Below are 12,796 nucleotides of genomic sequence, written 5' to 3'. Positions count from 1 at the left end.
GTCGGGCGCTAGCCGTGCTCCTGGCCCGCAGGATCTTGGCTCGCAGGATCTTGGCCGGCCAGTGCCGTCGCATGAGCCTTCTTGATCGCGGCATCGACCTCGATCAGTGCGGCCTTGGGCCCGCGCGGATCGGCCCAGATGAAGTCGCCGACCAGCACGAAATCGGCGCCGCTGGCGGCGAAATCGTAGGCCTCGTCCAGCGTGGTGGCAAAGCCGACGCAGGGCGGCTCGAACAGCTCGGCCCACCAGTCCAGCCGCTCGGCGATCGCCTGCGACGACGGCCGCTGGCCTTTCGCATCGGGCTCGCCGAACAGCACGTAATCCGCGCCCATCTCGCCGGCATCCATGGAGTGGTGCCGCGTCGTCAGCCCGCCGACACCGGCGATGCGATCCGGCTTGAGCGACGGCAGCGCCTCCTTCAGCGCGGCGATGCCGGGCAGGTGCGCGCCGTCGGCGCCGCCGCGCGCGACGATATCAGGATGGCCGTCGACGAGGAGTGCCGCGCCCGTCTTCTGCACCGGCGGCGCCAATGCCTTGACGCGCGAGATCATGCCGCGCTGATCGGTCTCCTTCAGCCGCAGCAGCACGGCGGCGATGTCGGCGGACGCGATCAGCCCCGGTAGCTCGGCGACCAGCGTCGCGGTATCGTCGACGACGGGCGTCGCGAGATAGAGGCGCGGCGCCGGGCGCGGCGGAGGCGGTTTGTTCGACAAGGTCTAGGCTGCCTTCTGTTCCAGGCTGCTTTGCCATTCGCCCCTGGAGGCGAGGCCGTTCATGCGCGCGCGATGGCTGAAGGCGCGCTGGCCGGCCGCGACGTTCTCAGGCTTGCCCGACCAGGCCTTCTGCGGCGCGGCCTGCAGCGCGCGGCCGTAGGAGAAGGTCAGGCCCCAGGGCAGCGGACCGAGCTTGTGCATGGCGTTGAGATGCGCGGTCGCCTCCTCGTCCGTCTGGCCGCCGGACAGAAAGGCGATGCCGGGCACCGCCGCCGGCACGCAGGCCTTCAGCAGCCGTATCGTCTTCTCCGCGACCTCCTCGACCGAGGCCTGCTTCGGACATTTCTTGCCTGATATCGCCATGTTCGGCTTCAGCACCATGCCTTCCAGCGCCACGCGCTGCACGCGCAATTCCTGGAAGGTCTTGTTGAGCACGCGGCTCGTCACCTCGTAGCAGCGCTCGATGTCGTGGTCGCCGTCCATCAGCACCTCCGGCTCGACGATCGGCACGATCTGCGCGGCCTGGCACAGCGCAGCATAGCGCGCCAGCGCGTGGGCGTTGACGCTGATCGCGGTCATCGAGGGGATGCCGCTGCCGATGTCGATCACCGCGCGCCATTTGGCAAAGCGTGCGCCGCGCTCGTAATATTTCTTCAGCCGCTCGGCGAGCCTGTCGAGCCCGACCGTGACTGTTTCACCCGGGCACATCGGCAAGGCCTGCGTGCCTTCGTCGACCTTGATGCCGGGAATGGCGCCGGCCTGCTCGATCAGCTTGACCAGCGGCGTGCCGTCCTTGGCATTCTGCCAGATCGTCTCGTCATAGAGGATCACGCCGGAGATGTACTGGCTCATGGCGTCCTTGGCGCGAAATAGCATCTCGCGATAGTCGCGGCGGTTCTCCTCGGTCGATTCCACGCCGATGGCGTCGAAGCGCTTCTTGATGGTGCCGGAGGATTCGTCGGCAGCAAGGATGCCCTTGCCGGGCGCCACCATGGCGGTCGCGATCTTGTTGAGCTCAGTCAGATTCATCGAGAGGTCCTCCCAAAACGATTCTGCCCTTGCCCGTGAAAATAGACCGTTCTCGGGCAATTGCCGAGTTATCGTTCGTCGCAGGGTAAAGGGTCTTTCTGTCATTCCGGGATGCGCCGAAAGGCGCAGGCCCGGAATCCATAACCCCAGGCTGTGGTTATGGATTCCGGGCCCACGCTTCGCGTGTCCCGGAATGACGGGAGGATGTGACGGAGGCCTTACGCGACCCGGGGATCGAGCTCGCCCTTGGCGTAGCGCTTGGCCATCTCGGCGGTGGTCAGCACCTTCTTGATCTTGGAGGCCTGGCCTGCGGTGTTGAACTCCTGCAGGCGCTGCTTGCACAGCTTGGTCATGGCTTCCATCGCCGGCTTCAGGTACTTGCGCGGATCGAACTCTTCCGGGTTGTCCTTCAGAACTTTCCGGATCTGGCCGGTCATCGCCATGCGGTTGTCGGTGTCGATGTTGATCTTGCGCACGCCGTTCTTGATGCCGCGCTGGATCTCGGCCACCGGCACGCCCCAGGTCGGCTTCATCTTGCCGCCATAGGCGTTGATGATGTCCTGCAGGTCCTGCGGCACCGAGGAGGAGCCGTGCATGACGAGATGCGTGTTCGGCAGCTTGCGGTGGATCTCCTCGATCACGTTCATGGCGAGGATGTCGCCGTCGGGCTTGCGGGTGAACTTGTAAGCGCCGTGCGAGGTGCCCATCGCGATCGCGAGCGCGTCGACCTTGGTCTCCTGCACGAACTTGACGGCCTCGTCCGGATTGGTCAGCAGCTGGTCGTGGCTGAGCTTGCCTTCGGCGCCGTGGCCGTCTTCCTTGTCGCCCATGCCGGTTTCGAGCGAGCCGAGCACCCCTAACTCGCCCTCGACCGAGATGCCGCCGAGATGGGCCATCTCGGTGACAGTCTTGGTGACGCCGACATTGTAGCCCCAGTCGCCGGGGGTCTTGCCGTCGGCCTTGAGCGAGCCGTCCATCATCACCGAAGTGAAGCCGGCCTGGATCGCGGTCATGCAGGTCGCCGGCTCGTTGCCGTGGTCGAGATGAACGCAGACCGGAATGTGCGGATAGATCTCGGTCACCGCGTCCATCATGTGCTTGAGCATGACGTCGTTGGCGTAGGAGCGCGCGCCGCGCGAGGCCTGGATGATGACGGGCGCGTCGACCTGGTTGGCCGCGTCCATGATGGCCAGCGCCTGCTCCATGTTGTTGATGTTGAAGGCCGGTACGCCGTAATCGTTCTCCGCCGCGTGGTCGAGCAATTGACGTAACGTGATCCGAGCCATCTGTCTTTGTCTCCCGTTGGGGCCTCAAAGGCCGCTTGATTACTTGCTACGCAGAACTTCAACGCCGGGCAGGGGCTTGCCTTCCATCCATTCAAGGAACGCGCCACCGGCGGTCGACACATAGGTGAAGTCACCGGCCACATGGGCCTGGTTGAGCGCCGCGACGGTGTCGCCGCCGCCCGCGATCGAGATCAGCTTCTTGGCCTTGGTGCGCTCGGCGGCGTGCTTGGCGGCCGCGACCGTGCCGCGGTCGAACGGCTGCATCTCGAATGCGCCCAGGGGGCCGTTCCAGACCAGCGTCGCCGCATCGTCGATCGCGGCATGGACGCGCGCGATCGATTGCGGGCCGACGTCGAGGATCATGCCGTCGGCCGGGATCGCATCGAGTCCATAGGCATGCGACGGCGCGTTGGCGGCGAAGTGATAGGCGACGGTGGCGTCGACCGGGAGGATGATGGCGCAATTGGCGGCTTCCGCCTTCTCCATGATGCGCAGCGCGGTGGGGCTAAGATCCTTCTCGGCCAGCGACTTGCCGACCGCAACGCCCTGCGCGTGCAGGAAGGTGTTGGCCATGCCGCCGCCGATCACGAGCGCGTCGACCTTGGTGACGAGGTTTTCCAACAGGTCGATCTTGGTCGAGACCTTGGCGCCGCCGATGATGGCGATCACGGGCTTGCTCGGCGAGCCCAGCGCCTTCTCCAGCGCGTCCAGCTCGGCCTGCATGGTGCGGCCGGCATAGGCCGGCAGCTTGTGGCCGAGACCTTCGGTCGAGGCGTGGGCGCGGTGCGCGGCCGAGAACGCGTCATTGACCCAGATGTCGCCGAGCTTCGCGAGTTCCGCGACGAAGGCGGGATCGTTCTTTTCTTCCTCTTTGTGGAAGCGGGTGTTTTCCAGGCACAGGATGTCGCCATCCTTCAGGCCGGCGACCGCCTTGGCCGCGGGCTCGCCGATGCAATCCTCGGCAAACGCGACGGGCTTCTTCACCACCTTCGCCAGCGCCTCCGCGACGGGCTTGAGCGAGTCCTTGGCGTCGCGTCCCTTCGGCCGGCCGAAATGCGCGAGCAGGATGACCTTGCCGCCCTTGTCGGCGAGCTCGGTGATGGTCGGCGCCACGCGCTCGAGCCGGGTGGCGTCGGTGACGCGCCCGCTCTCCATGGGCACGTTGAGGTCGACGCGCAGCAGCACGCGCTTGCCCTTCACGTCGACGTCGTCGAGGGTGCGGAATTTAGCGGGCATCGTTCATCATCCGTGCGTCGGAGTGTCGGAATCGGGGGGAGGCGAATGGCCGTGGTCGCCGCTCCCTCCACCGTCTTTCGGAGACTTCACTGCGAGGCCCCGGCGAAATCCGTACGCGATCATCGCGATCAACAGTATGACGCCAGGGATGCCAATCCAGTGAGGAAGCACCTTGGCTTCCCTCAGATCACCTTCGCCATCGCGGCGGCGGTGTCCGCCATGCGGTTCGAAAAGCCCCACTCGTTGTCGTACCAGGACATCACGCGCACCAGCGTGCCGTTCTGCACCTTGGTCTGGTCCTCGTGGAAGGTCGAGGAGTGCGGGTCGTGGTTGAAGTCGATCGAGACGTTCGGCGCATTGGTGTAGCCGAGGATGCCCTTGAGCTGCTGCTCGCTGGCGCGCTTCATCGCCGCGTTGATCTCCTTGGCGTCGGTGGCGCGCTTGGCGACGATCTTGAGGTCGACGACCGAGACGTTCGGGGTCGGCACGCGGATCGCGACGCCGTCGAGCTTGCCCTTCAGCTCGGGCAGCACGAGGCCGATCGCCTTCGCAGCACCCGTCGAGGTCGGGATCATCGACATCGCCGCCGCGCGGCCGCGGTAGAGATCCTTGTGCATCGTGTCGAGCGTCGGCTGGTCGCCGGTATAGGCGTGGATCGTGGTCATGAAGCCGGTCTCGATGCCGACGAGATCGTTCAGCACCTTGGCAACCGGCGCAAGGCAGTTGGTGGTGCAGCTGCCGTTGGAGACGACGAGGTGATCCTTGGTCAGCGTGTCGTGGTTGACGCCGTAGACGATGGTGGCGTCGGCGCCGTCGGCGGGCGCGGAGACCAGCACGCGCTTGGCGCCGGCGGTCAGATGCGCGCTAGCCTTGTCCTTCGAGGTGAAGATGCCGGTGCATTCCATCGCAATGTCGACGCCGAGATCCTTCCAGGGCAGCTTCGAGGGATCGCGCTCGGCGGTGACCTTGATCTTGCCGTTGCCGAGGCTGATGGAGTCGCCGTCGACGGTGACGGTGCCGGGAAAGCGGCCATGGACGCTGTCGAAGCGGAGGAGATGAGCGTTGGTCTCGACCGGGCCGAGGTCGTTGATGCCGACGACCTCGATGTCCTTGCGGCCGGACTCGGCGATAGCCCGCAGGATGTTGCGGCCGATGCGGCCAAAACCGTTAATTCCGACGCGGACTGCCATGTTTCGTCTCCTTCAATGACCGTTGTCATCCCGCACAACGCGCTATACGCGCCTGCGAGGGTTTTTTAGGGGCGGACGCCCGGTTCGGCCGGGCGGTGCTTGATCATATGAGAGATTAGGTAGTCCTTTTTTGCGGCAAGCTCAACTCTCAGGAAACGCGCTTCAGCACAGCGTTAACCGCGGCCTCGGCGGTAATGCCGAAATGCTTGTAAAGCTCCTTGGCAGGGCCGCTTTCGCCGAACGAATGCATGCCGATGAATTCGCCATCCTGGCCAATCACGGCGTCCCAGCCCCAGCGCACGGCGGCCTCGATCGCGATCTTCACCGGCGCGTTGCCGATGATGGCGGCGCGCTTGGCCTCTGGTTGCGCTAACAACAGCTCCAGCGAGGGAACGGAGACAACGCGCGAAGCGACGCCGCGTTCCGCCAATTGTTTCTGGGCCGCGACCGCGATCTCGACCTCCGAGCCCGAGGCGAACAGCGTCGCCTTGGCTTCGCCCTGGGCGGCGACCAGCTCGTAGGCACCAGCCGCGCAGGGATTGTCGTTCGGTGCGGTGGTCCGCAGCTGCGGCAGGTTCTGCCGCGTCAGCGCCAGCACGGTCGGGCCATCGACGCGGTTGAGCGCGAGCTCCCAGCACTCGGCGACCTCGATGGCATCGCAGGGACGGAACACGCGCATGTTGGGAATGGCGCGGAGCGCTGCGAGATGCTCGACCGGCTGATGGGTCGGGCCGTCTTCGCCGAGACCGATCGAGTCATGGGTCATGACGTAGACGACACCGGCGCCCATCAGCGCGGCAAGGCGCATCGCCGGACGCGCATAATCGGTGAAGACGAGGAAGGTCGCGCCGTTCGGCGCGAAACCGCCGTGCAGGAAAATGCCGTTCATCGCGGCCGCCATGCCGTGCTCGCGGATGCCGTAATGGATGAAGCGGCCCTTCGGCGTCTTGGCCGAGAAGGCGGTCGCCGACTTCGCCTTGTTGTTGTTGGAGCCGGTGAGGTCGGCCGAGCCTGCCAGGAATTCCATCGGCATGGCGCCGGCGATGACTTCGATCACCGCTTCCGACGACTTGCGGGTGGCCGCGGTCATCGGCTTTTCCAGCAGCTCCTTCTTGTAGGCGCGAACGGCCTTGGCGAGCGAAGCGGGACGCTCGTGACGCAGGCGGCGCTCGAACTCGGCGCGCTTGCGGCTGCCGAGCTCACCGAGCCGCGCTTCCCATTCCTGGCGTGCCGCGGCGCCTCGGCTGCCGGCCGCGCGCCATGCCTTCAGCACGTCGTCGGCGACCGCGAACGGCTCGAGCGAAATGCCGAGATTTTCCTTGGCAGCCTTGAGCTCGTCGGCGCCGAGCGCTTCGCCGTGCACCTTCGAGGTGCCTTGCTTGTGCGGCGCGCCGAAGCCGATCGTGGTGCGGCAGGCGATCAGCGTGGGCTTGCTGGATTTCTTCGCGCGCGTGATCGCATCGGCGATCGCGGCCTGGTCGTGGCCATCGATCTTCTCGGCCGCCCAGCCCGCCGACTTGAAGCGCTTCACCTGGTCGACGGAATCGGAGATCGAGGTCGGGCCGTCGATCGAGATGCCGTTGTCGTCGTAGAGCACGATCAGCTTGTTGAGCTTCCAGTGGCCGGCCATCGCGATCGCTTCCTGCGACACGCCTTCCATCAGGTCGCCGTCGGAGGCGAGCACATAGGTGTGGTGGTCGACGATCTTCTTGCCGAATTCGGCGGCGAGCATCTTTTCGGCCAGCGCCATGCCGACCGCAGTCGAGATGCCCTGGCCGAGCGGGCCGGTGGTGGTCTCGATGCCCTTGGTGCGGAAGTTCTCGGGGTGGCCGGGGGTCAGCGAGTCGACCTGGCGGAACTGCTTGATCTGGTCCAGCGTCATCTCGGCATTGCCGGTCAAATACAGCAGCGAATAGAGCAGCATCGAGCCGTGGCCGGCCGAGAGCACGAAGCGGTCGCGGTCCGGCCAGGCGGGCGCAGTGGCATCGAATTTCAGGAACTGCGTGAACAGCACGGTGGCGATGTCGGCGGCGCCCATCGGCAGGCCGGGATGGCCCGATTTCGCCTTCTCGACAGCGTCCATCGAAAGGCCGCGGATCGCGTTGGCCATACGGGTGTGATCGACCTGCGTCATGTCTGAAATCCGTCTGAAATGAAGCGCTTGGCGATGGTTGCCCGCGCGGGGAGAAGCCTGGCGGCCACTGAAGGTTGGCGCTGGGATAGCACCTCGGTTCCGGGAGTCCAAGGCAATCGAACGCCGGTTTGGCCGCAAAAGTTGCCTGTGTGGACATCGGTTTTCCGCCGGGATCGCGCCGGGCGGAAGCGACGCAGCGACACGTCGTCCCGATTGAACAGTGCATAGTTTTGCGGCGGCGTTGCGCTTGGCTAGCTTGCTTTGTAAATTTCTGCTTCTAACCGCTTGCCGAACCGAGTCTTTTGCCGGACGGCAAGCTCCAGGGAAAGGCCACTGGGCAAAGGCCGCCAGGTTCCGCCGCTGACTGCATGAACGATCGCGTATCCAACAGTTCCGCCATGACGGAGTCGTCCGCCGTCGAGATCGAGATTGCGACCCGCAGACTCATGGCGGCGCTCGATGCGCTCGAAAGTGCGGTGGAGCGGCGTCGCGATGCCGATCGCGACGAGAACGAGCTTGCGGCGCGCATCCAGGCGCTCGGCGCGGATCGCTCGCGTCTTGCCGACGAGCTCGACGGCGCGCTGGTGAAGGCACGCAAGCTCGAGCGCACCAATCGCGAGATTTCTGACCGGCTGGATTCCGCGATCGTGACGATACGCTCGGTGCTCGATACCGGAGAGGACGGATGAGCCACATCAACGTCACCATCAACGGCCGGCAATATCGCATGGCCTGCGAGGAGGGCCAGGAGGTGCGGCTGCTCAAGCTCGCCGAGACGCTGGAGACGCGCATCCAGTCGCTGCGCGGAAAATTCGGCGAGATCGGCGATGCGCGCCTCACCGTCATGGCTGCGCTCACCGTGTGCGATGAGCTGATCGACACCACCAACCGCGTCCGCACCCTCGAGCAGGAATTGACCGAGCTCAGGGATTTCCGCAATGCCGCCGTCGAGCGCGCCAGGATGACGCAGACCGCGGTGGTCAACGCGCTGAACGCCGCCGCCGAGCGCATCGAGAAATCGACCCAGGTCCTGAACCGGACGGTGGGGAACGGCATCGCGATCGGCTGAAGCTCGATAGGAGCCGTGCCCTTACCCTCCCCTGGAGGGCCCTGGAGGGGGAGGGTCGATCGCGCGTAGCGCGAGCGGGGTGGGGTGATCTCTCCACACGGACAGTGCCCGTGGGGAGAGATCACCCCACCCCGCTCACATTTCGCTGCGCTCCATGTGAGCCGACCCACGGGCGAGCTTCGCTCGTCCCGGACCCCTCCAGGGGAGGGTAAGAAAGCGCGCAGCGGAAGCCGCACTCTCGTCGCACTGGCGATTCGTCAGTACAGTTGTTACATTGCCTGCGCGAGGCTGCGACGTGCGTCAGGAGCCATATATCCCCGGGGCCTTATCGATCCTTTAGGGAACTGTCCCTGGCCGGGCCCGTGGGCTCGGACATATGGTGCCCACCTACTTTCGTAGGGAACTCCGGGATCGAGTGCTTCAACGGCGTTCGCGGCTTCGCACTTTCGTTTGCTTCGTTTGTGCTTGTTGAAACGACTGCGGCCAATTCAACAGGTGTCATTCCCCCCGAGTGCGCAATTGCGCACGGGGCGGGGAATCCAGTACGCCGCGGCCCTTGTGTGAATCACCACCGCCTCTGGAATACTGGATCACCCGCATTCGCGGGTGATGACGTGGGGACCAAAGCACATGTCCAACTCCAAAGCCGAGCTCCGTGCCAAAGCCCTCGCCAAGCGCGATGCGCTGAGCGAGAAGAAACGCATCGCGGCCGCCGCAAATCTCGCCAAGCGCGGGCTACCGTTCAAGCTGCTGCCCGACAGCATCGTCTCCGGCTATTCGCCGATCCGCAGCGAGATCGATCCGATGCCGCTGCTCGCAAAGCTCGCGGAAGAGGGCGCCAGGCTGGCGCTGCCCTGCGTCACCGCGCGCGGCCAGTCGCTGATCTTCCGTCTCTTCCATCCGAACGACCGCCTGATGCTCGGCCCGCTCGGCATTCCCGAACCTTCACCTGCTGCGGCCGAAGTCATTCCCGACATCATGCTGACGCCGCTCGCCGCCTTCGACCGCCTCGGCCATCGCATCGGCTATGGCGCCGGGCATTACGATTTCACCTTCGCGCATTTGCGCAAAGCCAAGCACATCGTCGGCATCGGCCTTGCGTTTGCAGTGCAGGAGATCGAGGCGGTTCCGGCACTATCCCACGACGTGGCGCTCGATTATGTGCTAACGGAATCGGACGTGTTCGATTTCCGGAGTTCTGAAGTTGCGCATTCTCTTCGTGGGTGACGTCGTCGGCCGTAGCGGACGCGAGGCCGTCTCCGAATATCTGCCCGGCATGGTCAAGGACTGGTCGCTCGATCTCGTCGTCGTCAACGGCGAGAATTCGGCCGGTGGCTTCGGCATCACGGAAGCGATCTACCAGGAGTTTCTCGAGGCCGGCGCCGACGCGGTGACGCTCGGCAATCACTCCTGGGACCAGCGCGAGGCGCTGGTGTTCATCGAGCGCGCCGACCGCCTGGTGCGCCCCGCCAACTATCCGCGCGGCACGCCCGGCCGCGGCGCCGCCTTGGTCGAGACCAAGAACGGCAAGCACGCCCTCGTCGTCAACGCGCTCGGCCGCGTCTTCATGACCCCGTTCGACGATCCCTTCGCCGCGCTCGAGCGCGAGCTTGGCGCCTGTCCGCTCGGCGTCGCCGCCGACGCCATCGTCGTCGATTTCCATTGCGAGGCTTCAAGCGAGAAGCAGGGGATCGGCTTCTTCTGCGACGGCCGCGCCAGCCTCGTCGTCGGCACGCACACGCATGTGCCGACCGCCGACCACCAGATCCTGTCAGGCGGCACCGCCTACATGACCGACGCCGGCATGACCGGCGATTACGATTCCATCATCGGCATGCAGAAGGAAGAGCCGCTGCGGAGGTTCACATCAGGAATTCCGTCCGGCCGCTTCGAGCCGGCCGCAGGCGCCGCGACGCTCAGCGGCGTCGCCGTGGAAACGGACGATGCGACAGGGCTCGCGCTCAAGATCGCGCCGGTGCGCGTGGGTGGAAGGCTGGAGCCGACGACGCCGAAATTCTGGTTGAGCTGAAGCGCGAGCGAAATCACCCGGTGTCGTCCCCGGACGATTATATCAAACTTTGCCCTCAGCAGCGGACATCGACGGGCAACAAGGGAACTCCGCTTTGGGCCACAAGCGGAAGTCAACAGTCATTGGCGGCTGCGAGCCCTTCTCTTCGACAGATTGGATTCCGTTCAAGAAGCTGTCCGCAACATTGGTGTCATCGTCGGCGAAGAACCATGTTGTATCTCGCCGATGATCTTGAAGCCGTGGCGTTCATAAAGGGAGATGTTTCGCGGATTCGAACTTTCGAGGTAGGCGGCGATGCCCTCCTCGTCGCATCGTCGAAGAGCGTGCTTCATCAACAATGTGCCGAGACCTTGGCCGATCCAGTTCGGATCGGAGGCAATGAGAGGCAGATACCAATGGGGCTCGTGGGGATGATGTTCGGCCATTCCCTGGAGCATGTGTCCAATATCATCGGCGATCTCCGGACGCAGGGATTGCGCCATGAGTGCGTCCATGGCCGTTTCATCGGGCTCGACGCCGGGCGGCAGCCACAGGGCGGCCGCGCGAGCCCCTTCTGTGATGTAAGCTGTGCCATGCTCGAATGCCCGTCCGCCAAATGCCTTGACGAATTGAGGCATAATCCTGAGATATTCGGATGAATCGGGCCAAACCCAACGCGCCATCGGATCGGCTGCAAAGCCAAGTACAATGGTGCTGATAGTGCTTGCCTGAATGTTGGCGCCCGCAGATTTGATTTCCGAGTCTGCGCTCATGATATCGTCTCCAAGTCGTCGATGGCGTCGGCCACATTCATTCTAAGATGCAGCACAGGATAGTGGCCGGGCGCTACGGCGTCGCGCGCAATCACGCGTCAATCTCAGGTGACCGCGCCCCGCGCCGCGACTGGCCAAAGTGCCTCCACGCGGGAATCCGGCGTGTTGAAGCCGCGCACGCCGACATACCAGTCGTAGAGATTGACGGTCGGGTCGCAATGGCCGGGGATCAGCGTCACCTTGTCGCCGATCGCCAGTCGCGACGAAGCGCTGTCGAAATCGAGCAAGCCATGCTCGTCAGATGGCCGATGATAGCGCAGATCGGGCCGGCCGAGCACGACCGGAAATCCGCTGTCGTTCGACAGAGCCTTGTGGCCGGCATCGATGACCGCGTGTTCGCCGGCGCCTGTGCTCATCACCGTCGCGATCACGAACAGCGCATGCTCGAACGGATTGGCGTTGCGCGCCCCGTCGGCGAGGTTCTTGGCGTAGTCGGCGTCCATGAAGATATAGGAGCCCGCCTGCAATTCGTTCCAGATGCCGCTCGCGCCTTCGAGCTCGAATGTGCCGGTTCCCGCACCTCCAATCGTCCGGCACTGAAAGCCCGCGTCCTTGAGGACGCGCAGTGTCTCCGCGGTCGCGTTCGCGGCACCGGCGATGGCAGCGCGCCGCTCCTCCGGCGTGCGCAAATGCTGGGCAGAGCCGTGATAGGCCTGCAAGCCGCCGAACGATAGGAAGCGTGAAGCCGCCACCTGCCGCGCCAGGGTGGCCGCCGCCGGCCCCGGCCTGACGCCGCAGCGACCGGCGCCGACGTCGATTTCGACCAGGACTTCGATTTGCGATCCTGCCCGCTCCGCGGCGTGCGACAGTTGCTCGACCATGATCGCATCGTCCACGCAAACGCTGATGCGTGCGTGGCGAGCGAGGCCTGCGAGCCGTTCCAGCTTCCGCAGGCCCACCACCTCATTGCTGACGAGCACGTCACTCACCCCGCCCGCAACCAGGATCTCGGCCTCGGCGACCTTCTGGCAGCAGATGCCGATTGCGCCGCGCGCTATCTGCTTGGCCGCAATGATCGGTGATTTGTGGGTCTTCGCATGCGGACGCAAGCGAACGCCGAGCTTGCTCACCGCCGCCGCCATCGTGTCGAGATTGCGCTCGAAGGCGTCGAGGTCGATGATCAGCGCCGGTGTATCGATCTCGGAAAACGGCGCGCCGATTTGGGCGGGTGGACAGGACATCGAAAAGCCCGCTTGCTGTGTTCGGGTTCGCGCGGATGCGCGGCGGCATTTCTACGGCAACGTCGGCCGCCGCACCAGTGCAGTCGGCTTCTGTGCTCGGCGGACGGCGGGGAGAAC

The 12,796-nt window shown here is 64.9% G+C and carries 12 protein-coding genes and 1 other RNA gene; 5 read left to right on the top strand and 8 right to left on the bottom strand.

Features of this window, described 5'->3' with window-relative positions:
* Positions 1-8: 8 nt before the first annotated feature.
* From I6F31_RS07220 to tkt, 6 genes are all read right to left on the bottom strand, one after another.
* Complete coding sequence (locus tag I6F31_RS07220) at positions 9-713, bottom strand: thiamine phosphate synthase (RefSeq protein ID WP_225185196.1); 705 nt, start codon at positions 711-713, stop codon at positions 9-11.
* 3 nt (positions 714-716) lie between these two features.
* A complete protein-coding gene (locus tag I6F31_RS07215) occupies positions 717-1,742 on the bottom strand; it encodes a class I fructose-bisphosphate aldolase (RefSeq protein ID WP_225185195.1) in 1,026 nt (341 codons plus the stop codon).
* Between the two features lie 218 nt (positions 1,743-1,960).
* Entirely contained in the window at positions 1,961-3,028 is a 1,068-nt protein-coding gene (fba, locus tag I6F31_RS07210) for a class II fructose-bisphosphate aldolase (RefSeq protein WP_036021720.1), read from the bottom strand.
* A gap of 39 nt (positions 3,029-3,067) precedes the next feature.
* A complete protein-coding gene (locus tag I6F31_RS07205) occupies positions 3,068-4,264 on the bottom strand; it encodes a phosphoglycerate kinase (RefSeq protein ID WP_109142460.1) in 1,197 nt (398 codons plus the stop codon).
* A gap of 182 nt (positions 4,265-4,446) precedes the next feature.
* Complete coding sequence (gene gap / locus I6F31_RS07200; protein ID WP_035998321.1) at positions 4,447-5,454, bottom strand: type I glyceraldehyde-3-phosphate dehydrogenase; 1,008 nt, start codon at positions 5,452-5,454, stop codon at positions 4,447-4,449.
* Positions 5,455-5,602: 148 nt separating this feature from the next.
* Positions 5,603-7,588, bottom strand: a complete 1,986-nt coding sequence (gene tkt / locus I6F31_RS07195) for a transketolase (RefSeq protein WP_225141107.1) — start codon at positions 7,586-7,588, stop codon at positions 5,603-5,605.
* 398 nt (positions 7,589-7,986) lie between these two features.
* Here tkt and I6F31_RS07190 point away from each other — a divergent pair, with 398 nt between their 5' ends.
* The 5 genes from I6F31_RS07190 to I6F31_RS07170 all read left to right on the top strand — a co-directional run bounded on the left by I6F31_RS07190 (position 7,987) and on the right by I6F31_RS07170 (position 10,686).
* A complete protein-coding gene (locus I6F31_RS07190; RefSeq protein ID WP_011084341.1) occupies positions 7,987-8,277 on the top strand; it encodes a DUF4164 domain-containing protein in 291 nt (96 codons plus the stop codon).
* Positions 8,274-8,657 (top strand): cell division protein ZapA, encoded by a 384-nt coding sequence (locus tag I6F31_RS07185; RefSeq protein WP_035998340.1) that lies wholly within the window; start codon positions 8,274-8,276, stop codon positions 8,655-8,657. Before I6F31_RS07190 ends, I6F31_RS07185 begins: the two co-directional genes overlap by 4 nt.
* Positions 8,658-8,939: 282 nt before the next feature.
* Positions 8,940-9,100: non-coding RNA, 6S RNA (ssrS, locus tag I6F31_RS07180), on the top strand.
* A 187-nt stretch (positions 9,101-9,287) separates the two neighbouring features.
* Positions 9,288-9,884, top strand: a complete 597-nt coding sequence (locus tag I6F31_RS07175; RefSeq protein ID WP_225185194.1) for a 5-formyltetrahydrofolate cyclo-ligase — start codon at positions 9,288-9,290, stop codon at positions 9,882-9,884.
* Entirely contained in the window at positions 9,862-10,686 is an 825-nt protein-coding gene (locus I6F31_RS07170; RefSeq protein ID WP_035998346.1) for a TIGR00282 family metallophosphoesterase, read from the top strand. Before I6F31_RS07175 ends, I6F31_RS07170 begins: the two co-directional genes overlap by 23 nt.
* Positions 10,687-10,850: 164 nt before the next feature.
* On the opposite strand, the gene I6F31_RS07165 is transcribed toward I6F31_RS07170, so the two are convergent.
* Together I6F31_RS07165 and I6F31_RS07160 are read right to left on the bottom strand one after the other, a co-directional pair.
* Positions 10,851-11,438 (bottom strand): N-acetyltransferase, encoded by a 588-nt coding sequence (locus tag I6F31_RS07165; protein WP_085971997.1) that lies wholly within the window; start codon positions 11,436-11,438, stop codon positions 10,851-10,853.
* Between the two features lie 104 nt (positions 11,439-11,542).
* Positions 11,543-12,679 carry a DSD1 family PLP-dependent enzyme gene (locus I6F31_RS07160; protein ID WP_225136330.1) on the bottom strand — a complete coding sequence of 379 codons (1,137 nt, stop codon included), beginning with the start codon at positions 12,677-12,679 and terminating at the stop codon, positions 11,543-11,545.
* Positions 12,680-12,796 lie beyond the last annotated feature (117 nt).

The organism is Bradyrhizobium sp. NBAIM01, assembly GCF_020194115.1.
GTDB lineage: Bacteria > Pseudomonadota > Alphaproteobacteria > Rhizobiales > Xanthobacteraceae > Bradyrhizobium > Bradyrhizobium yuanmingense.
The sequence above is the reverse complement of the archived record's forward strand: the minus strand, read 5'-3'. Positions and strand labels throughout refer to the sequence as shown.

Bases quoted from the DNA above. Each gene is read 5' to 3' on its own strand.
- I6F31_RS07165 (WP_085971997.1), bottom strand. From the start codon at position 11,438: ATGAGCGCAGACTCGGAAATCAAATCTGCGGGCGCCAACATTCAGGCA.
- I6F31_RS07205 (WP_109142460.1), bottom strand. From the start codon at position 4,264: ATGCCCGCTAAATTCCGCACCCTCGACGACGTCGACGTGAAGGGCAAG.
- I6F31_RS07215 (WP_225185195.1), bottom strand. From the start codon at position 1,742: ATGAATCTGACTGAGCTCAACAAGATCGCGACCGCCATGGTGGCGCCC.
- I6F31_RS07185 (WP_035998340.1), top strand. From the start codon at position 8,274: ATGAGCCACATCAACGTCACCATCAACGGCCGGCAATATCGCATGGCC.
- I6F31_RS07190 (WP_011084341.1), top strand. From the start codon at position 7,987: ATGACGGAGTCGTCCGCCGTCGAGATCGAGATTGCGACCCGCAGACTC.
- I6F31_RS07175 (WP_225185194.1), top strand. From the start codon at position 9,288: ATGTCCAACTCCAAAGCCGAGCTCCGTGCCAAAGCCCTCGCCAAGCGC.
- I6F31_RS07160 (WP_225136330.1), bottom strand. From the start codon at position 12,679: ATGTCCTGTCCACCCGCCCAAATCGGCGCGCCGTTTTCCGAGATCGAT.
- gap (WP_035998321.1), bottom strand. From the start codon at position 5,454: ATGGCAGTCCGCGTCGGAATTAACGGTTTTGGCCGCATCGGCCGCAAC.
- fba (WP_036021720.1), bottom strand. From the start codon at position 3,028: ATGGCTCGGATCACGTTACGTCAATTGCTCGACCACGCGGCGGAGAAC.
- tkt (WP_225141107.1), bottom strand. From the start codon at position 7,588: ATGACGCAGGTCGATCACACCCGTATGGCCAACGCGATCCGCGGCCTT.